This window comes from Francisella persica ATCC VR-331 (assembly GCF_001653955.1).
In the GTDB taxonomy this organism is placed as follows: domain Bacteria; phylum Pseudomonadota; class Gammaproteobacteria; order Francisellales; family Francisellaceae; genus Francisella; species Francisella persica.
On record NZ_CP013022.1, the window covers coordinates 715,479 to 736,821 of the forward strand.

Below are 21,343 nucleotides of genomic sequence, written 5' to 3' on the forward strand. Positions count from 1 at the left end.
TTTATTTTGCTAAAATACTTTAAAATATCACGTAGCTATTTTTTATGAATTGATTTGTATTTGAAAGGAGAAAATAAATGAATTATTTAGACTTTGAGTCAAAAATAAAAGAAATCGAAGATAAAATCACATCTTTATCACATGTATTTGAAGATGAAAAAACAGAAGCCGAAATTAAAAAGCTAAGTAAGAAAAGACTTGAGCTGATGAAATCTATTTACTCTAAACTTACAGATTGGCAAGTAGTACAGTTATCACGCCATCCTGATAGACCATATTTTAAAGATTTATTACCATTAATTTTTATGGATTTCCAAGAATTGCATGGTGATAGAACTTTCGGTGATGACTTAGCTGTTATCGGTGGTTTGGCAAAATTAAACAATAAGCCAGTTATGGTTATTGGTCAGGAAAAAGGTCGTGATACCAAGAGTAAAATAAAACACAATTTTGGTATGATGCATCCCGAAGGATACCGTAAGGCTTTAAGACTTATGAAACTAGCAGAGAAATTTAATATGCCAGTTGTAACTTTTATTGATACTCCAGGTGCTTACCCTGGTATCAAAGCAGAAGAGCGTGGTCAAAGTGAAGCTATTGCAAGAAATCTATTAGAGATGAGTTCTCTAAAAGTTCCTGTTGTATGTATCGTAATTGGTGAAGGCTGTTCTGGTGGAGCTTTAGGTATAGGTGTTGGTGATAGACTACTGATGCTGCAGTATAGCTATTTTGCAACTATTTCACCTGAAGGATGTGCTTCAATTCTGCATAAAACAGCTGAGAAAGCATCTGAGGTTACACAAATGATGAATATCACCTCAGGGCGTCTTAAAGAATTAAAAATAGTTGATGAAGTAATTCCTGAGCCACTAGGTGGAGCTCACCGTGATTATAAAACTACTGCTACTAATATTAGAAAAGCTATAACTACAGAGCTAAAAATACTTTCTGACATGACAGTAGAACAAAGAAATTCTAAAAGATATGATAAATTAATGTCTTTTGGAAGGTTCAAGGAAGCATAGTTTATAAGTACTAAATCAAAAATGTTTCGATGCTCTTACAAAAGATAAAATCACAGGCAGGCTTTGGTATAATAGAGTCAATCCTTGCCGCTTTGATTTTGTTGTTTGTGTTATCCTCAGGTTTTCTGCTGCTAAATAGTGTCTTAGTCAATATAACTCTTGAGAACAAAAAATATGAGATAGCAACTATTCTTGATGAGAGAGTAAGTGTTTATCGTCTAACTGGAGTTTTTGATGATACTAAAACCAAAGATGGTATAGAATTTATCAAATCAGTTGTGTTAGAGAAACAAAATGATGCTAAGCCTAAAGAAAAGCTAGAGGCTGTGAATAGATTTAAAGCGTTCAGTGTTACTGACGTAAGAAAAATGGTTGAAAAAGTAGATAAAAAATCCAAAAAAGCTGCTGATAACAATGTTGATATAGTATACAAAGTAGTCAATATTGCAGCTATTGATGATCATCTTGGTGTTGCAGATCGTGTTAAGGTTATTGAGCGTGAGGTAAAGCAAAATGATAGTCAAGAGCAATAATAAAAATGCTGGCTTTACACTGCCAGAGCTAATGGTTTCAATGGTTATAGCAGCTATAGTTATGGCAATGTCTATTGGTATTTATATTGATATGAAGGAGCAATATATCAAATTAAGTGACAAACATAAGATAAATACCAATCAGCTTTTGATTAAGCAAATTTTCTATAATGCGATCAGTCATGCAGGATTTACGACTAAATATGGTGATATCTATCAACAGCTTGTGGATAACTCAGGGGATAACTTTGGAGATATATTTGGTAAAATGGGAATAATAACCATTGGAAAAGCTCCAATTCAAGAGTTAGAAGGTCTGCCAAAGGGACTAAGTTTTTCAGTTGAAGCATGTAAAGAGCGGATATTACACGATGAAGATCTTAGAAATATGAATATAAACGAAAGTATTCACTGTGTACAACCAGGTACAGATTTTCTGATGATTCAAAGAAGTAGCTTAGACTCAACTTTGAAAACTAACTCGTCAAATAATATTTTTAAAATAAATGAGTTTCAAAAAGATACGATACCTGAGAAAGATCTTAAAGCTAATGATTATCTAGTTTTGTGTAATGCTCTTGAGTGTGAGCTAGTTAAAGTTGGTACTGTTACACTAGATTTTATTTCGACTACTAAACGAGTTGAAGATAAGTTTAAGATCGGTGACTATGTTGGTAAGTATATTCTAGAAGTTTTCTTTGTAGCAGATAGTGGTAAAAAAGATAAAAGTGGTCAAGAAATCTACTCTTTATATGAGTATGTCAAACAAAACTCCGATGACTCGGCAATATATGAGTTAATAGATAATGTTAGTGATTTGAAGATCGAATATGTTTTAAATTCTAATATCCATCAAGGAAGTGCAAAACTAAAGTGGCAATCACTACAAAAACAATCAATAAAAGTAAAAAGTGTAACAATTGCGGCGCTTAAGGTTTCTTTTAAAGTATCAGGTCAACCAACTAGTAAAATATTCTTATTAGATCAAGTTTAGGGGCTTATAATGTATAAAAGACTAAAATCAAAAGTTTCTGGTTCGGCATTGTTAATGGCTTTGGTATTTTCTTTTGTGATTATGGTGATGCTTACAGGTCTTTTATATACATTTAAGATGGGACTTTTGACTACTAAAAGTATCATCAAAAATAATAATGAGAAAGTCTTAGGTGAAACCTATATATATAAAGTTAAAGATGATATAAATTTCACAAAATCATCGGAGTTTGAAATAGGCGATAGTAAGTTTCAAATTATAGTTAATAAGGATAATATATCATCGTTTTTCCCCAATAATACAAATGTAGAACTTTTTCAGTCTCAGCAATATGATAGTTATGATGTAATATATAAAGCTTTTAACTTAGGTACACATGTTGATCTTACTGAAAGGATTATCTACAATGCGTTAGCGGCAAATAGCTACCAAAGTTTTGATGACGATTTTATCCCGATTAATGTGCCGATGATAAATATTGATGCTATGACTGATTACCAAGAGAGAATTTATCGCTTAAAAAGTGATGGTACTATTGATGATACACCAAAAGGATTTATTGGCTTTATACAAAAACAGAATAAGCAGTTAAATATTTTTACAAAAAATGCAAAAATTGGTGTGCCAATTCTAGATAAAATGGCAACAGACTATAAAGTTAAGGTAGGCTGGAACCTTGAGAAGGGTAAGTGGAGATTATATTTACTCCTATATGATACAGATAAATTATTTACTACAGATATACTTTTAGATGATCTTATTAATGAAGAGGTCAAAGGTTTAGCAGCTGATAATGAAGCTCTGGGTAATCAAATTGGTAAGTGGCAAGCTGTAACTAGTGGCGGTGGCAGAGGTATGAGTTCATCAGGAGAGCAATTTATCAAAGATGGTATTATTGATGTAGTTTGGTATTTTGATAAAAATGATGCACCTCCTGAGCTGTTAATTGTTAGAAGTGGTGGACAAAACCAAAGTGGTAGTAATACCAATGATAATGCTACTAAAAGAAAAAAAATAACTAGGCAACAGTTAGAAGTCTACTATTCAGAGTATTCATCTATCAATAAAAATTATGTTGTCAAATTGGCTGATAAAATTGACTTCAAAGAAGAGTTAAATGAAGATACAGTTAAGTTACTAGTGCCAGATATGGCAAGTAATCTTGAGGCTAATATGGTGCTGATATTTCATCCTAATGATCAAAGCAAAACACTTATGGGTATCAGTGATTTTAATTATAACGGTGATCATCGTGTTGGTAAAAGTCTAGATACATATGTTGATGGAGAGAACTTTGGTAAACCAATAATAGTGTCAAAATCTAATGATTCGATATATATAATTACATTTGAGCCTAATAAATTACATCGTTACGAATATAAAAAAGGCTATGGTAGTTTTATAAGTTTGGAATACGGCTCAAATAGTCTTGAAAAAGAGTTTGACTTGGATAATCAAAGTAGTGATATGGTTGTTGGCTTACCAAAATCAAAAAAAAAAGCTGATAAAAAAAATAAAGGTATTCAGTTAGTTGTATCAAAGTTTGGCTATTTATTTGTATTTACACCAGATAAAGTTATGCAACTTAATTACGACTTTGACATACTCCAAGAGATTGATTTAGCAGCATCTAGCCCACAAATTTTAGCTGATTTTGATGCTGTTAAAAACACAATTAATAAGATATATATTCAATCAGAGGCATTAGATCTTAAAGTACAGGAAATTAGAGATGAACTAGGTGATGAAGATCAGCCACAGGATAAATCTGAAATTAATGATAAAATTAAATCTTTTTCCCAAAATAAAACTAAATCAAAATCGATAGCTGAAAGAAAAAAACAAGAGTTAACAAAAAAGAATAGCAAAGCTAAAAATGAAGAAGATAATGAGCCAGCTGCTCCTGTATATTTAGATAGTAAGTATCTTTATCCTTTAGGAATAGTCAAGGAAATCAAATTATGAATATCTTAGAAAATATTAATACGGAAAAAAGAAACCCTAGAAGCTTTAATCTTGATTCAATATCTATAGCTGAAGCAGTCAATTTAATGATAGATGAAGAGTATAGTGTAATTGAAGCTCTAAAAGAACAGCATACAAATATAACAGAGGTGATTTTAGCAACATCTTATGCTTTAAAAAATGCTGGTAGGATTGTATACATTGGGGCAGGTACTAGTGGTAGATTAGGTATATTAGATGCTGTAGAGTGTCCACCAACTTTCAGTGTTGATTATAATACGGTTATAGGCTTGATAGCTGGTGGGGAGAAGGCTTTTATCCAAGCCCAAGAAGGAGCTGAAGATAATGTTAATTTTGGCAAAGAAGATTTACAGAGTATAAATCTTACAGCTAAAGATATTGTAATAGGTATTACTGCAAGTGGTAGGACACCATATGTTATTGGCGCTCTTGAGTATGCTAATTCTATCGGTGTAGCTACAGTTGCTATTAGTTGTACTAAGCAGGCAAAAATATCTAGATATGCTAAATATACCATAGAGGCAGTACCAGGGCCTGAGGTTTTGACAGGTTCAACAAGATTAAAAGCTGGAACTACTCAAAAGCTTATTCTAAATATGATATCGACTCTTTCAATGGTTGCTATCGGTAAAGTCTATCAAAATCTAATGATAGATGTAAAACCTACTAACCAAAAGCTAGTTGAGCGCTCAAAAAATATTATCTGTGAAGCTACGGGAGTAGATTATATGACAGCAGCGGATTTTTACTTAAAAGCGAATAAATCCGTCAAGGTTGCAATAGTAATGATACTAAATGACTGTGATTATGAAAAAGCTTTGGCAATGTTAAAGAACAATAGTAATTTTATCAAAGAGTTAAAATGTTATTAATATTATATTATAGCTGTTATGATTAGTTTCAATGTTTGTGCTGTTATTTATGAGACATATAAAATGGCGTGCTAGAATTATCTAATCATACATCTCAAGGTGCCAAGCAGCTAATTTAAGTGATGATCAAGTTTCTGTGATTGATATGAACAGTATTTATACACGCATAATAAGTTTGGGGTAGTAATCAGCAGCAAGTATTATATGTCTTATCCTCAACCACAAGAGGATACGCTTAAAGTAGCTTTTCCAGAAGAATTTATAGATAATTATTTTGATTTCTATGGTAGAAACTATCAATATCATAGCTTGATGTCATAAATAATGGATACAAGTATATATTCACCAAATGATGCAAATAATATGCACCTGCAAAGAAATTGCTAAATTAATTACAATTTAAACTATTGATTATAAGATTTTATGAAATCTGATAGATCACTTTGTGAGGCGAACTTTTTTACTTCTTTGTTTAAGTAGTAACCATTTTGTGGACTTGTGAGTATAAGTAACTTTATCTTTATCATTTATCTTTTTTATAATTTTACTAATTGTAGCATCTACACTTAGGCTATAACCATCATAAGGACGATTATAACGCTTGAAAAAATTTTGTCGCGTTTTTAACACTATAAACATTTTCAGTCAATAAGAGCAATATTTGATATTCAATATTACTAAGTTGATAAAGTGTATCATATTTATTTTGAATTGTTTTCTCTAAGTATCAAAAACAACTCCGTCAAAAAAATAAACATCTAGAGCGAATCATACTCCTGTTAATAGTAGTTTATTTTTGCTAATAAAAGCTTTATATTGAAAGGTTTTGATATAATAGTATTTAGCACCAAATTTGTATGCTAGAGTTTGATCTATCTCATCATCTGAAGCTGTAGCAGTAACTATATTTATAATCTTTCTAATAAACATATCATTTTACAAAAATCTAAGCCACTTTCATTATAGGCATTATAATATATAATGACATTAAGTAAATTTTTTGTGAGTTTAGAATACTCTCTGCTGTTTCTGCTGAATCTGCAATATAAATTTATAGCCCTCTTTTTCTAATAAGTCTCTTAAGTTTATTCTTATTTCTTTTTCGTCATTGACAACTAAAATACTTTTCATAATTAGTTTAATTATAAAAATTATATTTACATCTAATGATATAATGTAAATAAATGTAAATAAATGTAAATAAATGTAAATAAATGTAAATAAATGTAAATTATTTCTTTAAAGTTTTTAGACATCATTTGAGGAAATTTCCATTTTTGAGATTTCAGCACATATAATATGACTTATAATTCAATGAAATCTTGGAAATAGTACAGCTTATATAGTAGATTGATAGGCTTTATTTCTAGAATTAAAATATTTTAACTTATCAATCTCTTTACGATACTCAGTATCATTTTCAGACATTTTATTTTCTTCAAACTTCCTAAAAATTATGTTTTAATTAGCTCTTTATTCTAGCTTAGAATTAGTATATATTTAGTATAATCTTTAGATTCAGTTAGATATTCTAAGTAATCAGAAGTTATATAATACTATCTAACTGTTGTGAGATATTGACTAATACATGAGAGTTAATATTATTTCTAGCTGATAAATTAATATATTCTGAACCAAAAGATGGACTGCTAGAAAGATCTAAACTTAATAAAACTATTTTTTCATCTTTACTCCTATTTTTATATTTTAGATTAAATAGTTACTTTAAAGTTAACAATAATTGTTGAAAATAATGTTAATAGATGTTCAATTTTGAAAAAATTGTAAACATTTGTTACTTTTGTAGATTTTGAGCTAAACAGCTAAGTTTACTAAGCAGAAGACAGTCAATTTAACAGCGAAGTTTATTGTGGGCTTCGACAAATTCAAAAGTTGTAAAAATATCTTTTATAATTATTAGTAGTTGTTAGTTTTAAGCGAAATTATTTATTTATGAAATTAGATATTAAACATATTGTAAATATGGTTTATAAATCAGCCAAAACTTTATATACAGTCAAATTATTTAATAATTTTGATCTTTAAGTTTAGTAGTCACTTTAAAACTACGTGGTTAAATTGTTTTCGATAGATATTTGGAATTGTTGACTTCAAATATCTTTTTTACGATACAATATCAACATAACCAGTATATTTAATATATTATTTATTATATTTGAAAAAGCTCTTTTCATCTCTTTGATTTGAATATATACAATTCCTTCTTCTATTGAAGAATAGAAGTATAAACTTCATAATCCTCACATAAGCATTCCATAAAATTTACTATATATGTTTTAATAGGCTCAATTTTTTATTACTTTTTTGTTGTAAGTAGGTAGGTATCTGAGAAAAAAGTATTCATATCGTCAAAATATTTAAGAATTAATGAATTATTGGAATATTTATTCTCTATCAATAGTTTAGCTTTTGTAAGAGTGGTTTAAAAATCATGAGATATTGCATTTAGAGTAAAAACTCTATTTTTTATTTTTTTTATAGAAAGTAAAATTTAAAAAATAGAGTTTTTGCAATAAGTTCAATATTTTTAGTAGTAAATTGAACCTGATTAGGCTAAATAGTAAAGACTAACTACATATTAATTTTAGAGGAAAGAATATTGATATTATTATTGATAATAATATAAAATGTAGTATATAAAATTTTTAGGGTAACAAATATATATAGCTTTTATAATATCTTGATTTTAAGTATATTTTTAACTTTTTTCTTTGTAGTTCATGATTAGCTTTAGTGTCAAAAATCTATACTATACATGGTGTTAAATTTAGAAGTGCTATATAGTAACATCTACTAAATCATCATAAAAGGTATAATTTCAAATAAGTGGTTATATCATTTATAGATATATATAATTTGTGTATTTAGATAATAAACATATGAAATATATAAGAAACTAAATTAAATATAGCTATAAGAACAAGTATCACTATAAAATAGCTATAGAAAATATTTTTTACTATTATGTTTATTCAACATATATTATCTTTTATCAAAAATCGTAATTTAAAATTGTGCTAAATTTCAATAAATCAAAAAGTACGTTTTATTGTAAAACATTAGCATTTTAAATCTATACTGGTTTATATATCAATATTATTATTGAAGAGTTAATGAGACAAAGATAATTTGGTTACAAATACTTAATTTGATGCATAGGTAATATAATTTCAGTTGATATTTTATTTAAACTTTCTTTCGTGCCAACAAATTCAAAGAAATTAAAGATTTTTCAAGTTAAGTAATTGTGGCAGTTAATATTATGAGTTTTATCGTTTTACTATCATCTAATTTAGCAGTAATTGGCTCTATTACATTATTAGTCGAATAGGGGCCGATAAGCTTAGCATTTTTATTTGCAGCTCTAGTTGGAAATTCTCAAGATGATGAGATTGTGGTATATGTTTGTGAAGTTGCACCAATTTTAGGCTTTCAGTCTAGCATATTGTATTTTAATTCCAATTGGATTGGTAAATCTTGCTATAGTGATTGTTAGATATATCCAAGACAACTAAAAAATATCCAAAAACCAACGTAAAAAATCCCTATTATAAAGTCATATGTGACCTATTTATGGGATAGGTTTTATACGGATCAATATCGTTGTCTGATCAAAGAATTTGTAAAAAAATGTATGCAAACTACAAACTATTTGGACATTAGTGCGTGGATTAATTATCGAATTAATTCGCGTAAACCTACATACTCAACGCCATAAGCAATACAGGTAGATAGTTATATTCAAATACTATAAACATAAATACGAATAATTTATTAGTTATCTATAGTATTTGCAGCTTTCTTAGTAATATTGTGAGGATAAATCATATTTAGAACTATCTTCAAAGTAGAGCCTTGAGCAAGTATCGATAAGATAACTACAGTATAGGTGATACTAACTATAACATTACCTTCGTCAGGTAATGATAATGCTAAGGCTAAAGATATACCACCTCTGACTCCAGACCAAGCTACAAGCAAATTATCTCTCGCTGAAGCTCGAGTAAGTTTTTTATCAATTACAGTAATTGGTATTGATATACTAATTAATCTAGCAAATGTTACAATGAATATGCCAGCAGCACCAACCCAAAAAGCGCCATGATAAAATGGTATACTAGTTAACTCTAAACCTATGAGTATAAATAAGAAAGAGTTAAGCATATTATCAATAACCATCCAAAAGTTATCGAGTTTTTCTACTTGATCTGGAGATGTTTTTTTACGATCTGAAAGATTATTACCTATGAATAAACCAGCAACGACCATGGCAATAGGTCCTGATACATGTAAGCTATGAGCGATTACATATCCCATGCTTGCTACAGCTAATGTTACAAAAATTGAAGTTTCAGAGTCCTGATTAGTTTTGAGAAATATTAGTGCGACTCTAGCAAATATATAACCAAGTAGTATGCCACCACCAGCTTCTGAGCCAATTTGTTTAGCTATTATCCAAACATATTCAATACCATGACCATTAATAGCTTGTCCAAAATCACCACCACTACCAAAGAAAACGATATTTGATAATACGACGAAAAGGACAATACCTGTAGCATCATTAAATAGTGACTCGCCAACTACACGAGTTTTTATATGCTTAGGTATAGATTTGTTACCAGCAAGAGTACTAATTACAGCAATAGGATCAGTAGGTGAAATTAATGCGCCGAAAACTAAGCAATAGCCTAAGCTAATATCAAAACCAACTAATAGACAGAAGCCGTAAATTAATATAGCAGTTGTAAGCGCTGATAGTAATAGACCAATACTTGCAAGTCCAAATATGGCTTTTAGTTCTTTTTTTAGATCAATCATATTAAAATGTAGCGCATTGGCAAATAATAAGAAAGATAACATTCCATCAAGAACTGTTTTTTTGAAATCAAAACTTGATAAAGCCACTACTAAAAAATTTGATGGACTTAAAAAAGAGGCACATAGTGCCGAAAAGGTTATTGAGAGAATTGTTAAGCCTATTGCCTTGGGTAACTTTAGAAACTTAGTATTAATGTAACTCATCAATGCTGCTACAACAGTTAGCAAACTAAATAAAAAATATTCACTCATAATAATTCCCTATAAGCCACAGCTATATTCCCAACTGCATGCTTTTGATAATTCTTCTAATAAATTCTTTTGTGTAAAGAAACCATCACTTAACTTGCTAAAAGGTAGATCTCCAAACATAAAGCTGTTTGTTTTAACTTCTAAATCAGTTACTTTCTCAATATCTTGTTTTGTCAATATCTTAAACTGCTGCTGCGTTAAATGTATACATGGTTGGCATTCAAGACTATGTTTTGCAGGTTCAAATGGTAACTCTTTGGTTAAGTCGCAAATGTCATTATAGCTATTATTTAGTAAAGGATATGCTAAATGTCTACAATCATATCTTTCTTCTTCATCTATATTTTTTAAAAGCTGTGATACACTAGACATATCTTTGCGATGACTAAGTAAAATAGTGGCATTACCATTAGCATCAAGCTCATCGATTTTATTAAGTAAAGTTATGCCTTTTAGAAAACTAGCACACCAGCTAAACTTTTGCGATGGAAATTGCTTGCGTGTTAAAACTAATTCTTGGAAAGTATTTTCTGAATTTAAATGAAAGTAGTTTATATTTTCTCTTTTTAGCCAGTCAAAAACTGCTGCTAAATAACTATTCCACCTAGCTGCAGCAAATCCTGTATCTACAGATAAAACACAGAAGTTATCTGATAAATTTTGCTTCGCCCAGCATATAAGTGCTAAAGAATGAATGCTATAGTTAGCAATAATTATATTACCTAACTTCTGCATTTTAAATTCCTATGATATCTTTAATTTCTTTGAGTTTATTTTTTGCGAAAGGGTGTACCTTTGCAGCTCCTTGACTAAGAATATCATCAACAATTTTAGGATTATGTATATAATAGTCGTATTTTTCTCTAGCATCTCTTAGATACTCATTTATTTTTTCAAAAAGTATTTGTTTGGTATCTCCCCAACCAAGTCCACCTGCTAAGTACTTCTCTTCTAGGGCAATTATCTCTGATTGGCTTGCAATACTTTTATATATTGCATAAATAGTACAATTATTTGGATCTTTTTTCTCTTCAGGTGTTTGAGAATTTGTAATGATTTTCATTACTTGTTTTTTAAGTTTTTTCTCTGTTGAGAAAATAGCTATAATATTATCGTAGCTTTTTGACATCTTGCGACCATCTAAACCAAGTATAGTTTGGCTATCTTCACTTGTCAGAGCTTGAGGTGCTTTAAGAATTGATTTTTGGTAAATATGGTTGAAACGGTTGGCGATATCTCGAGCTATTTCTATATGTTGAATTTGGTCTTTACCAACAGGAACTAGATCTGCATCAAACATAAGAATATCTGCAGCCATAAGTACAGGATAGTTAAATAATCCTATAGTTATACCTTTATCATGGTCAGTATTCCCCTCTTGAATATTTTGGTCAACTAAAGCTTTGTAAGCATGAGCACGATTGAGCAGTCCTTTAGCAGTAGTTGTACTGATAATCCATGTTAATTCCATTATCTCAGGGATATCTGACTGACGATAGAAGTAAGCTTTATCTGGATCAAGACCAAGTGCTAGCCAAGATGAGGCTATTTCATAAATGTATTGCTGGCGTAATTTTTTATCCCAAAGCTTGATTAATGAATGTTGGTCAGCAATAAAGTACATACATTTATATTGATCATTCTTAATCATTTCTATTGCTGGTTTAATAGCACCAATATAGTTACCTAAATGTGGCGTTCCTGATGGAGTAACCCCAGTTAAAATTATTTTTTGTGACATTTTTATCTCTATTGGCTTATTAATACATTTTTAAATAATGTGAATTTTAGCATATAAGGACTGTCAAAATAAGAGAATTTATCATAAATTTATGGAGCGGGAAACGAGGCTCGAACTCGCGACCCCAACCTTGGCAAGGTTGTGCTCTACCACTGAGCTATTCCCGCAAATTTCTGAAGCATGGCGCACCCAAAGGGATTCGAACCCCTAACCGCTCGGTTCGTAGCCGAGTACTCTATCCAGTTGAGCTATGGGTGCAAAATCTGAGCCAGATTATATAGCCTTATTTTTAGTTAGTCAAGTTTGTTATGTTATTAATTGTATCAATTAATTTATTTTCTAATTCTTGATCACTTAGTTCAGTATTATCTATGATAAAATCAGCTATTTTTTCTCTTTCTTTATCAGATATTTGTAGATTTATAAAAGCAACGGCTTGCTGTCTATTTTTGCCATCACGCTCCATTAGTCTTCTAATTCTAGTTTCAAGATCTGCTTTGATAACTATTACTCTTTTTAAATAATCGTAGTGACGAAAGTTGTATGGTCCTAGTAGTGGGATATCAACAATCGTCATAACAGTGTCAGATTCTTTTATTTGTTTCTTTATCTCTTTGTTTATTACTGGATGTAGATAATCTTCTAACCATTTTTTAGCTTCTTTAGACTCAGTAATAATAGCTCTCAGCATAGCTCTGTTTATCTGCTTATTCATTATTATTTCATTACCAAATTGTTCGGCTATTTTTTTTATTACTGAAGGTTTTTTAGTGATTTCTCTACTTATAGTATCTGCACACACAACATTTAAGTTTAGTTTTTCTTTGAGAATTCTTGTTGCTGTTGATTTACCACTTGCAATACCGCCAGTTATACCAATTGGATAAGTGTTTATAAAATTCATCTACAATTTGCTTGTAAAAATTATTTGAGCACAAATTTTAATATTTTTTTTTTAGAAAGTCATATATTTTTTGAATAAAATATATTTTAAGCTTAAAATTAATTAGAGTTTTATATTTTATAAATTGGTATTTTGTGTCGCTTAAAAATATTATCTTAGAGCGGATAAAATCATCTAAGCAGCCACTGCTATTTAGAGATTTTATGCAAATGGCTTTATACTATCCTCAACTAGGTTATTATTCTGGAACAAAAGAAAAAATCTCCTCTCAAGGTGATTTTATTACCGCCACCTCCCAAACGTCTTTATTTGCGCGAACCTTTGCTAGACAGTTTGCAATTGTACTTTGTCAACTTGGTAATGACTGTAGTATTATAGAATTTGGTGCAGGTAATGGTAAGTTTGCTGCAGATTGTATTGATGAGCTTGAGAGTTTGGCAAAGTTGCCAAAACATTACGTAATTATAGAGTTAAGTAATGATCTGAGATTAAGACAGCAGCAATACATTAAGGAAAATAGACCGCATTTATATGACAGATTTATCTGGCTTAATAAATTACCTGAACAAAAGATTAAAGCTATTGTATTTGCTAATGAACTTTTAGATGCAATGCCTGTTGATGTTTTTAGATATAAAAATAATAAATTAATACAGCAGGGTGTTATTGTTGCAAACGATGGTTTTAAATTCTCTGACATGCCACAAAATGATTTTCGTTTTGAGTATGAGTTAAATAGAATTCTAAATGATGGCATTACCTTTGATAATGGTTATATAAGTGAGATAAATACTTGGATACGACCATGGATTAAATCTTTGCTTGAGTTTTTATCACATGGTATAGTTTTTTTATGTGATTATGGATATCATAGGGCTCTGTATTATTCAAAAGAAAGATATATGGGAAATTTAGCATGTTATCATCAGCATCATGTTAATTTTGAACCATTTATAAATATTGGCGAACAGGATATTACTGCCCATGTTGATTTTACAACTGTTACTGAGGCAGCAGTTGAAGTGGGTTTCCAACTTGATGGCTATATGACTCAAGCGAATTTTCTCAAAAGAGCTGGCATCTCTAAGGTTTTTAGTGATATATCGCAACGCTTAAGTACAAAACAGCACTTAAAATATAGTAATGATATAAAAGAATTACTAATTAATGACAAGCTTGCCGAAGTCTTTAAAGTTATTGCTTTTTCATTAGATTTTGACTTTGTTTTAGATGTGTTTGATAATCAAGATAATATTGATTATCTGTTATAGATTATATTTAAAAGCATAGTGAGAGCTCACTTTAGTAGTCATAATTAGTCTATTAATAACAAAAAAATCTAAACATTTATAAAGATTGTTGAAAAGCTAGCTGGGCATAAGTCGAAGTCTTATCTTCTTGGCTTGAAAAAGATATTTCGAAAAGTATTTAATATGCTTAGAAGAAATCCTTGATGATATTTAAGGTAAAAAGCCTTGTAAACTCAGTGTTTTAGCGAAAATATCTAAGACATAATCTAAGTTATATAGTAATCTTTGAGGTTATTGAAGTTGTTAATAAAGTTTTACAAGATTATAATTAAACTAATTAAATAGTTAACAAGCTTGTTATTGGTTGATGTTGTATATCTATTGGCTTATAATCTGGCAATAAGTTTTAATTTCGTTAATATTCGATTAATTCGGAGGATAAAAGATGTCGGATTTTACTAAAGATATTGATGTTTTAGAGACCCAAGAATGGCTTGAGGCCTTTGAAGATGTCATTAAAAGAGAAGGTGTTGATAGAGCTAAGTTTTTATTTGAACAATTGTTAAATAAAGGTTCTGAGCTTGGTTTTGAGAATGCTTATGCGGCAGCTAAAGTTAAAAAATATGTTAACTCTATAGATGTTTCCGAACAACCTAGTTATCCTGGTGATATTGAGCTTGAACAAAAGATAGAAGCTATAAATAGATGGAACTCTACAGTTATAGTAGCAGCAGCTAACAAAAAAGATGGCTCAATAGGTGGTCATATTAGTACTGGTGCTGGTGCTATGACACTTTATGAAGTTGGTTTTAATCACTTCTGGAAGGCACCAAATGATAAACATGCTGGTGATTTGATATTCTATCAAGGACATCTATCTCCTATTATTTATGCTCGCTCTTTTCTAGAGGGTAGAATTACAGCAGAACAGTTAGCTAACTTTAGAAAACAAGCTTTTAATGGCGAAAATGCTGTTTCTTCTTACCCGCATCCTTATTTACAGCCTACATACTGGCAGTTTCCTACAGTTTCTATGGGACTTGGTCCTCTGCAAGCCATTTATCAGGCTAGATTTATGAAGTATCTAGAGGCAAGAGGCTTAGCTAAAACTTCTGATCGTAAAGTTTGGGCTTTTTGTGGTGATGGTGAGATGGATGAGCCAGAGTCAATCGGTTCTATCACTAGAGCAGGTCGTGAAGGTCTAGATAATCTTATTTTTGTAGTTAACTGTAATCTTCAGAGACTAGATGGTCTTGTAAATAGTAATGGTAATATTGTAGAAGAGCTTGCAGATGTATTTACTGGTGCAGGATGGAACGTTATCAAAGTACTGTGGAGTAGTGATTGGGATAAATTATTAAATGATCCAAAAGCAGGCAAAAAATTACAAGAAAGATTAAGCTCATTAAATGATGGTCAGATGCATACTATTAAAGCACATGGCGGAGCAGAGTGTAGATCGGTAGTCTTTAGTGGAGATGAAGACTTAGAAGCTCTAGCTAAAGATATGTCAGATACTGATTTAGCAGCACTTCGTCGAGGAGGTCATGATCCACTTAAAATCTATGCTGCTTACAAAAAAGCTGTAGACAATGCAAATGGTCGTCCAACCATTATCTTACCTATGACTGTTAAAGGCTATGGTTTAGGTGAATGGGGAGAGTCTAAAAATATTGCCCATAACGTTAAAAAGCTTGATACTGATGCACTTGAGCACATTAAAAATAGATTTGATGTTCCTGCTACAAAAGAAGATGTTGAAAACTATAGACTTATTAAGTTAGATGAAAATTCTCCAGAAATGAAGTATCTTCATTCTAAGAGAAAAGACTTAGGTGGTTATATTCCTAGGAGATTAGAGAATAAGCAAGCACTACAAGTTCCAAGCTATAAAGATTTTGCTAAGAGCTTATTAGATGATAGTGGTGATAGAAAATTCTCAACTACTACAGCTTTTGTAAGAATTTTATCAGCATTAGTAAAAGATAAACAAATTGGTAAGCATATTGTACCAATTACAGTTGACGAATCGCGTACTTTTGGTATGGAAGGCTTGTTTAGACAGCTAGGTATCTATAATCGGCATGGTCAGCAATATGTACCAGAAGATAAACAACAAGTGATGTTCTACAAAGAGTCAGTAGATGGTCAGATCTTACAAGAGGGTATCAACGAGCAAGGTGGTTTTTGTTCTTGGATCGCAGCAGCTACTTCATATAGTGTACATAAGGTGCCAATGATTCCTTTCATGATTTACTACTCAATGTTTGGTTTCCAAAGGTTTGGTGATCTTGCATGGGCAGCTGGTGATTCGATGGCAAAAGGTTTTGTCATCGGTGGAACGTCAGGGCGTACAACTCTAAATGGTGAAGGTCTACAGCATGAGGATGGTCATAGTCATATCCAAGCTGGACTTATCCCTAACTGTATCTCTTATGATCCTACTTATGCTTATGAATTAGCTGTAATTCTTGGCGAAGGTATGAAGAGAATGTATGTTGATGGTGATCATGTGTATTACTATATCACAGTAATGAATGAAAACTATTCTCATAGAGCAATGCCAGAAGGTTGTGAAGAAGGTATTATCAAAGGTCTGTATAAGTTAGAGGAAGAGAAAAAACCAGCGGCTAAACATGTGCAGTTATTAGGTTCAGGCTCTATTCTAAGAGAAGTTGAAGCTGCAGCTAAGATGTTAAAAGAAGAGTATGGTATTACCTCTAATGTTTGGAGCATGACTTCAGCAAACGAGCTTTATAGAGAAGCTAAAGATGTAGCTAGAACTAATATGCTTCATCCAACTGCAGAGAAAAAAGAGAGCTATATCGAGAAGTGCTTTAAGAACGAGCAAGGTCCTGTAATTGCTTCTACTGATTATATTAAGCTTTATACTGATCAGTTAAGAGAGTTTATACCGCATAAATTTGTAAACTTAGGTACAGACGGTTTTGGTAGATCTGATACTCGTGTAGCTCTAAGAAGTTTCTTTGAGGTCGATAGATACCATGTCGTTGTTGCTTCATTATATGCACTATATTTAGACGGCAAAGTTGAAGCTAGCGAAGTTAAGGATGCCATCGAGAAGTACAATATAAATCCAGAGCGTATGACACCATTTTATAGCTAATTGGTAAGGAGATATTAATGTCTATAAAGATAGTTAAAGTCCCTAATATTGGGGATTATGATAACGTTGATGTGATCGAGGTTAATGTTGCTGTGGGTGATGTTATCGCTAAAGAAGATTCACTAATTACGTTAGAAACAGATAAAGCAAGTATGGAGGTTCCTTCTCCAGTTGCTGGTAAAATCACTACGTTAACTGTAAAAGTTGGTGATAAAGTTTCACAAGGAACTGCGATAATGGAAGTTGATGTCGATGGTAGTAGTGATCAAGCTGCTGCTACAAAATCACAACCACAATCAACTAGCCAAGCTCCTGCAGCAGCTGCAGCGAGTCAAATTGTCGATGTTGAAGTTCCAGATATTGGCGATTATGATAGTGTCGATGTGATTGAAGTATTTGTAAAAGTCGGTGATAAGATAGCAGAAGAGGATTCGTTAATCACACTAGAAACAGATAAAGCGAGTATGGAAGTACCATCTCCTATAGCAGGTAAGGTTGTTGAAGTTGTTACAAAGGTTGGTGATAAAGTTTCGCAAGGTAGCTTGATTCTTAAAGTTGAGACTGGTACTAGAGCAGCTGTTCCAGCACTAGTATCAAGTTCAGTAAATGAGTATGACGTAGATAACTCTAATGCTCATGCTTCTCCTGCAGTGAGAAAGATAGCGCGAATTTTAAATGTTGATCTAAGCAAGGTTAAAGCTACAGGTCGTAAGGGTCGTGTAACTAAAGAAGATTGCTACAATTATATCAAGTATGCTATCACAAAAGTGCAGACTGGAAAGGTCACTGCTAGTGGTAGTGGTTTAGATCTTTTAGATGATCCAGTAGTAGATTTCAGTAAGTTTGGTGAGATTGAGACTCAACCATTATCAAGAATTAACAAGATTAGCGCTAAGAATTTACACCGTAACTGGGTTAAGATTCCACATGTGACATTCTATGATGCTGCTGATGTCACAGACTTAGAAGAATTCAGAAATGCTAAGAAAGCCTTTACTGAGAAAGATGGTATCAAGATTACGCCTTTATCATTCTTGGTTAAAGCGGCTGCAGTTGCATTACAAGAGTTCCCAAAAATTAATAGCTCATTATCAAATGATGGTGAGAACTTAATTATCAAAAAATACTACAATATTGGTTTTGCTGCAGATACTCCAGCAGGATTAATAGTTCCGGTAATCAAAGATGCTAATAAAAAAGGTATTATTGAAATATCAAAAGATATTATGGAGTTGGCTAGCAAAGCTCGTGATGGTAAACTTGGTGCAAAAGATATGACAGGTGCTACATTTACCATCTCAAGTTTAGGTGTATTAGGTACTACATCATTTACACCAGTTATTAATATGCCAGAAGTAGCTATTATGGGTGTATCTAAAACAGCTGTGAAACCTGTTTGGAATGGTAAAGATTTTGTTCCTAGAACTATGCTACCATTATCACTATCTACAGATCATAGAGTGATAGATGGCGCATTAGCAGCTAAATTCTTAACTAGATATTGTCAGATTTTATCTGATTTACGTGAAATCATAATGTAAGCGGAGTTTTAAAAATGAGTGACATTAAAACGCAACTTGTAGTTTTAGGTAGTGGTCCTGGTGGATATAGTGCAGCGTTTAGAGCGGCTGACTTGGGACTAGAAGTAACTTTGGTTGAGAGATATGAAAATATTGGTGGTGTGTGTCTAAATGTTGGTTGTATTCCATCTAAGGCACTTCTTCATATTGCAAAGGTGATAAATGAAGCTAGACATTTAGCTGCTAATGGTATCATTGAAATGAGAGATATGAAAATTAATAAAGATAAAATTCTTAAGTATAAGGATGATGTTGTAGCTAAGCTTACTGGCAGTCTTAAAGGTATGGCTCAAATGAGAAAGGTCAAAATCGTTCAAGGTTACGGTAAGTTTATTTCTGATAAAGAACTAGCTGTAGATGCCGCTGATGGTAAAGTTACAAAGATTACTTTTGATAACTGTATTATTGCTGCAGGTTCAAGTGTTATTAAGCTACCGTTTGTACCAGAAGATGATAGAATTATTGATTCAACTGGTGCATTGCAAATGAAAGAAATCCCTGAAACTATGCTTGTAGTTGGTGGTGGTATTATTGGTCTTGAGATGGCACAGGTTTACTCTGAGCTAGGCACAAAGATTACAGTTGTTGAGTTTGCTGACCAGCTTATGAACGGTGTTGATAAAGATATCATCAAAGCCTACGAGAAGATGAACAAGCGTTATGAAGTGCGTTTAAAAACTGCTGTAACAGCTATGGATGCGCGTAAAGATGGTATTTATGTGACTATGGAAGGTGATCATCCTGCTGAAGAAGAGCGCTATGATAGAGTACTTATGGCTATTGGTCGTAAGCCAAATGGTAAGTTAATAGATGCTGAAAAAGCAGGTGTTAAAGTTGACGAAAGAGGCTTTATCCCAGTAGATAAACAACTTCGTACTAATGTTCCGCATATCTTTGCTATCGGTGATATTGTTGGTCAACCTATGCTTGCGCATAAAGCTGTACCAGAAGGTAGGACTGCTGCTGAGGTTGTCTCAGGTCTTAATCATAGTTTTGATCCTTCAGTGATTCCTTCTGTTGCTTATACTGATCCAGAAGTTGCTTGGGTTGGTGAGACAGAGACTTCTGCAAAAGCTAAAGGTATCAAGTATGAAAAAGGTGTGTTCCCATGGGCTGCTAGTGGTAGATCATTAAGTATCGGTAGATCAGATGGTATGACTAAGGTTCTATTTAATGAGAATCATAGAATTATTGGTGCATCTATCGCTGGTACTAATGCTGGTGAGCTTATTTCAGAAGCAGCTCTTGCAATAGAAATGGGCTGTGATGCTGAAGATATAGCTCTTACAGTTCATCCACATCCTACTCTATCTGAAAGCTTAATGATGGCTATAGAAGTTTATGAAGGTACTGCAACAGATCTTCCTCCACAAAAGAAAAAGTAATTTCTATTAATTTCAAGTTCTGTAAACTTTTTTCTTTTTATATATTTCATTTTGTTATAATCATAAAAAAATTCTAAAAAATAGTCTCTCAATGGTTATAACTGAATCTCTATCCGCTAGAGGCTTGCTTAAGTAATTTTTATTAATCAAATTTTACAGGAGTGCCAAAAATGATTTGGTCAGATATTATCTCAGAAGAAAAACAAAAACCTTATTTTAAACAAATACTAAACTTCTTAGCTTTTAAAATTGCTAAAGGTAAGGTGATTTTCCCAGCTAAAGAAAATATTTTTAATGCTTTTAAATATACTGAGCTAGATAATCTAAAAGTGGTAATTTTGGGTCAAGATCCGTATCATAATTATAATCAAGCACATGGTTTGGCCTTCTCAGTGCAAAAAGGGGTAGATATTCCTCCATCATTACAAAATATTTATAAAGAGCTTGCTTGCAGTATTCCAGAGTTTGAAATTCCAAATCATGGTTGCTTAGTTGATTGGGCAAAGCAAGGAGTATTTTTATTGAATACTACTTTGACAGTTGAAGCTCATAAAGCAAATTCACATAAAGATATAGGTTGGGAGACTTTTACAGATACTGTAATTAGCAAGATTTCAGAAAATAAGCAGAATGTTGTGTTTATGCTTTGGGGTTCGCATGCACGCAATAAAAAAGCTCTTATTGATAGTTCAAAGCATTTGGTTTTAGAGTCTACACATCCATCGCCGTTATCAGCACATAGAGGTTTTCTAGGCTGTAATCATTTTGTTGATTGTAATAAGTATTTGATTGAGAAAAAAGGTCATAAAATAGACTGGAATTTATTTGGTTGAACCATCCCATCATGGGCAG

Annotated in this window: 16 protein-coding genes, 2 tRNA genes and 1 pseudogene; 11 read left to right on the top strand and 8 right to left on the bottom strand. The window is 31.8% G+C overall.

All coding sequences use genetic code 11. The features are described from left to right. The first annotated feature begins 77 nt into the window (after window positions 1-77). From FSC845_RS03320 to FSC845_RS03345, 6 genes and pseudogenes are all read left to right on the top strand, one after another. On the top strand, window positions 78-1,025 hold the full coding sequence (locus tag FSC845_RS03320) for an acetyl-CoA carboxylase carboxyltransferase subunit alpha (protein WP_064460720.1): 948 nt from the start codon (window positions 78-80) through the stop codon (window positions 1,023-1,025). 29 nt (window positions 1,026-1,054) lie between these two features. After that, complete coding sequence (locus FSC845_RS03325) at window positions 1,055-1,558, top strand: type IV pilus modification PilV family protein (RefSeq protein ID WP_064460721.1); 504 nt, start codon at window positions 1,055-1,057, stop codon at window positions 1,556-1,558. Continuing rightward, complete coding sequence (locus tag FSC845_RS03330) at window positions 1,539-2,552, top strand: PilW family protein (protein WP_064460722.1); 1,014 nt, start codon at window positions 1,539-1,541, stop codon at window positions 2,550-2,552. Before FSC845_RS03325 ends, FSC845_RS03330 begins: the two co-directional genes overlap by 20 nt. 9 nt (window positions 2,553-2,561) lie before the next feature. Beyond that, window positions 2,562-4,517, top strand: coding sequence for a hypothetical protein (locus tag FSC845_RS03335; RefSeq protein WP_064460723.1), 1,956 nt, complete (start codon window positions 2,562-2,564; stop codon window positions 4,515-4,517). Then, window positions 4,514-5,410, top strand: coding sequence for an N-acetylmuramic acid 6-phosphate etherase (gene murQ, locus FSC845_RS03340; RefSeq protein ID WP_064460724.1), 897 nt, complete (start codon window positions 4,514-4,516; stop codon window positions 5,408-5,410). The genes FSC845_RS03335 and murQ overlap by 4 nt, the downstream gene beginning before the upstream one ends. An 18-nt stretch (window positions 5,411-5,428) precedes the next feature. Continuing rightward, window positions 5,429-5,797 (top strand): annotated as a pseudogene (locus FSC845_RS03345) (hypothetical protein). Window positions 5,798-5,848: 51 nt separating this feature from the next. On the opposite strand, the gene FSC845_RS08755 reads toward FSC845_RS03345, so the two are convergent. The 8 genes from FSC845_RS08755 to coaE all read right to left on the bottom strand — a co-directional run bounded on the left by FSC845_RS08755 (window position 5,849) and on the right by coaE (window position 13,149). Next, complete coding sequence (locus FSC845_RS08755) at window positions 5,849-6,049, bottom strand: hypothetical protein (RefSeq protein WP_227806640.1); 201 nt, start codon at window positions 6,047-6,049, stop codon at window positions 5,849-5,851. A gap of 129 nt (window positions 6,050-6,178) precedes the next feature. Further along, entirely contained in the window at window positions 6,179-6,340 is a 162-nt protein-coding gene (locus tag FSC845_RS08760; protein ID WP_227806641.1) for a response regulator, read from the bottom strand. 2,865 nt (window positions 6,341-9,205) lie between these two features. Further along, complete coding sequence (locus FSC845_RS03355; RefSeq protein ID WP_064460725.1) at window positions 9,206-10,504, bottom strand: cation:proton antiporter; 1,299 nt, start codon at window positions 10,502-10,504, stop codon at window positions 9,206-9,208. 9 nt (window positions 10,505-10,513) lie between these two features. Then, complete coding sequence (locus FSC845_RS03360; RefSeq protein ID WP_064460726.1) at window positions 10,514-11,239, bottom strand: hypothetical protein; 726 nt, start codon at window positions 11,237-11,239, stop codon at window positions 10,514-10,516. A gap of 1 nt (window position 11,240) precedes the next feature. Beyond that, window positions 11,241-12,245, bottom strand: coding sequence for a tryptophan--tRNA ligase (gene trpS / locus FSC845_RS03365; protein WP_064460727.1), 1,005 nt, complete (start codon window positions 12,243-12,245; stop codon window positions 11,241-11,243). A gap of 92 nt (window positions 12,246-12,337) precedes the next feature. Beyond that, window positions 12,338-12,412, bottom strand: a tRNA-Gly gene (locus tag FSC845_RS03370). Between the two features lie 14 nt (window positions 12,413-12,426). Beyond that, a tRNA-Arg gene (locus tag FSC845_RS03375) sits at window positions 12,427-12,503 on the bottom strand. A 31-nt stretch (window positions 12,504-12,534) separates the two neighbouring features. Then, a complete protein-coding gene (gene coaE / locus FSC845_RS03380) occupies window positions 12,535-13,149 on the bottom strand; it encodes a dephospho-CoA kinase (RefSeq protein ID WP_064460728.1) in 615 nt (204 codons plus the stop codon). Between the two features lie 134 nt (window positions 13,150-13,283). Between coaE and FSC845_RS03385 the strand changes: the two genes are divergently transcribed. The 5 genes from FSC845_RS03385 (at window position 13,284) to ung (ending at window position 21,324) form a co-directional block, all read left to right on the top strand. After that, on the top strand, window positions 13,284-14,420 hold the full coding sequence (locus FSC845_RS03385; RefSeq protein WP_064460729.1) for a class I SAM-dependent methyltransferase: 1,137 nt from the start codon (window positions 13,284-13,286) through the stop codon (window positions 14,418-14,420). Window positions 14,421-14,844: 424 nt separating this feature from the next. Beyond that, window positions 14,845-17,526 (top strand): pyruvate dehydrogenase (acetyl-transferring), homodimeric type, encoded by a 2,682-nt coding sequence (gene aceE, locus FSC845_RS03390; RefSeq protein ID WP_064460730.1) that lies wholly within the window; start codon window positions 14,845-14,847, stop codon window positions 17,524-17,526. A 17-nt stretch (window positions 17,527-17,543) separates the two neighbouring features. Then, entirely contained in the window at window positions 17,544-19,067 is a 1,524-nt protein-coding gene (locus FSC845_RS03395; protein WP_064460731.1) for a dihydrolipoyllysine-residue acetyltransferase, read from the top strand. A gap of 14 nt (window positions 19,068-19,081) precedes the next feature. Then, entirely contained in the window at window positions 19,082-20,491 is a 1,410-nt protein-coding gene (lpdA, locus tag FSC845_RS03400; RefSeq protein ID WP_064460732.1) for a dihydrolipoyl dehydrogenase, read from the top strand. Window positions 20,492-20,661: 170 nt separating this feature from the next. Further along, the gene (gene ung, locus FSC845_RS03405; protein ID WP_064460733.1) at window positions 20,662-21,324 is read left to right on the top strand and encodes a uracil-DNA glycosylase; all 663 of its coding nucleotides are present in this window, start codon (window positions 20,662-20,664) and stop codon (window positions 21,322-21,324) included. Window positions 21,325-21,343: the final 19 nt, after the last annotated feature.

Bases quoted from the DNA above. Each gene is read 5' to 3' on its own strand.
- coaE (WP_064460728.1), bottom strand. From the start codon at position 13,149: ATGAATTTTATAAACACTTATCCAATTGGTATAACTGGCGGTATTGCA.
- ung (WP_064460733.1), top strand. From the start codon at position 20,662: ATGATTTGGTCAGATATTATCTCAGAAGAAAAACAAAAACCTTATTTT.
- FSC845_RS08755 (WP_227806640.1), bottom strand. From the start codon at position 6,049: ATGTTTATAGTGTTAAAAACGCGACAAAATTTTTTCAAGCGTTATAAT.
- FSC845_RS03330 (WP_064460722.1), top strand. From the start codon at position 1,539: ATGATAGTCAAGAGCAATAATAAAAATGCTGGCTTTACACTGCCAGAG.
- FSC845_RS03360 (WP_064460726.1), bottom strand. From the start codon at position 11,239: ATGCAGAAGTTAGGTAATATAATTATTGCTAACTATAGCATTCATTCT.
- FSC845_RS03355 (WP_064460725.1), bottom strand. From the start codon at position 10,504: ATGAGTGAATATTTTTTATTTAGTTTGCTAACTGTTGTAGCAGCATTG.
- lpdA (WP_064460732.1), top strand. From the start codon at position 19,082: ATGAGTGACATTAAAACGCAACTTGTAGTTTTAGGTAGTGGTCCTGGT.
- trpS (WP_064460727.1), bottom strand. From the start codon at position 12,245: ATGTCACAAAAAATAATTTTAACTGGGGTTACTCCATCAGGAACGCCA.
- FSC845_RS08760 (WP_227806641.1), bottom strand. From the start codon at position 6,340: ATGTTTATTAGAAAGATTATAAATATAGTTACTGCTACAGCTTCAGAT.
- murQ (WP_064460724.1), top strand. From the start codon at position 4,514: ATGAATATCTTAGAAAATATTAATACGGAAAAAAGAAACCCTAGAAGC.
- FSC845_RS03325 (WP_064460721.1), top strand. From the start codon at position 1,055: ATGCTCTTACAAAAGATAAAATCACAGGCAGGCTTTGGTATAATAGAG.
- aceE (WP_064460730.1), top strand. From the start codon at position 14,845: ATGTCGGATTTTACTAAAGATATTGATGTTTTAGAGACCCAAGAATGG.
- FSC845_RS03320 (WP_064460720.1), top strand. From the start codon at position 78: ATGAATTATTTAGACTTTGAGTCAAAAATAAAAGAAATCGAAGATAAA.
- FSC845_RS03395 (WP_064460731.1), top strand. From the start codon at position 17,544: ATGTCTATAAAGATAGTTAAAGTCCCTAATATTGGGGATTATGATAAC.
- FSC845_RS03335 (WP_064460723.1), top strand. From the start codon at position 2,562: ATGTATAAAAGACTAAAATCAAAAGTTTCTGGTTCGGCATTGTTAATG.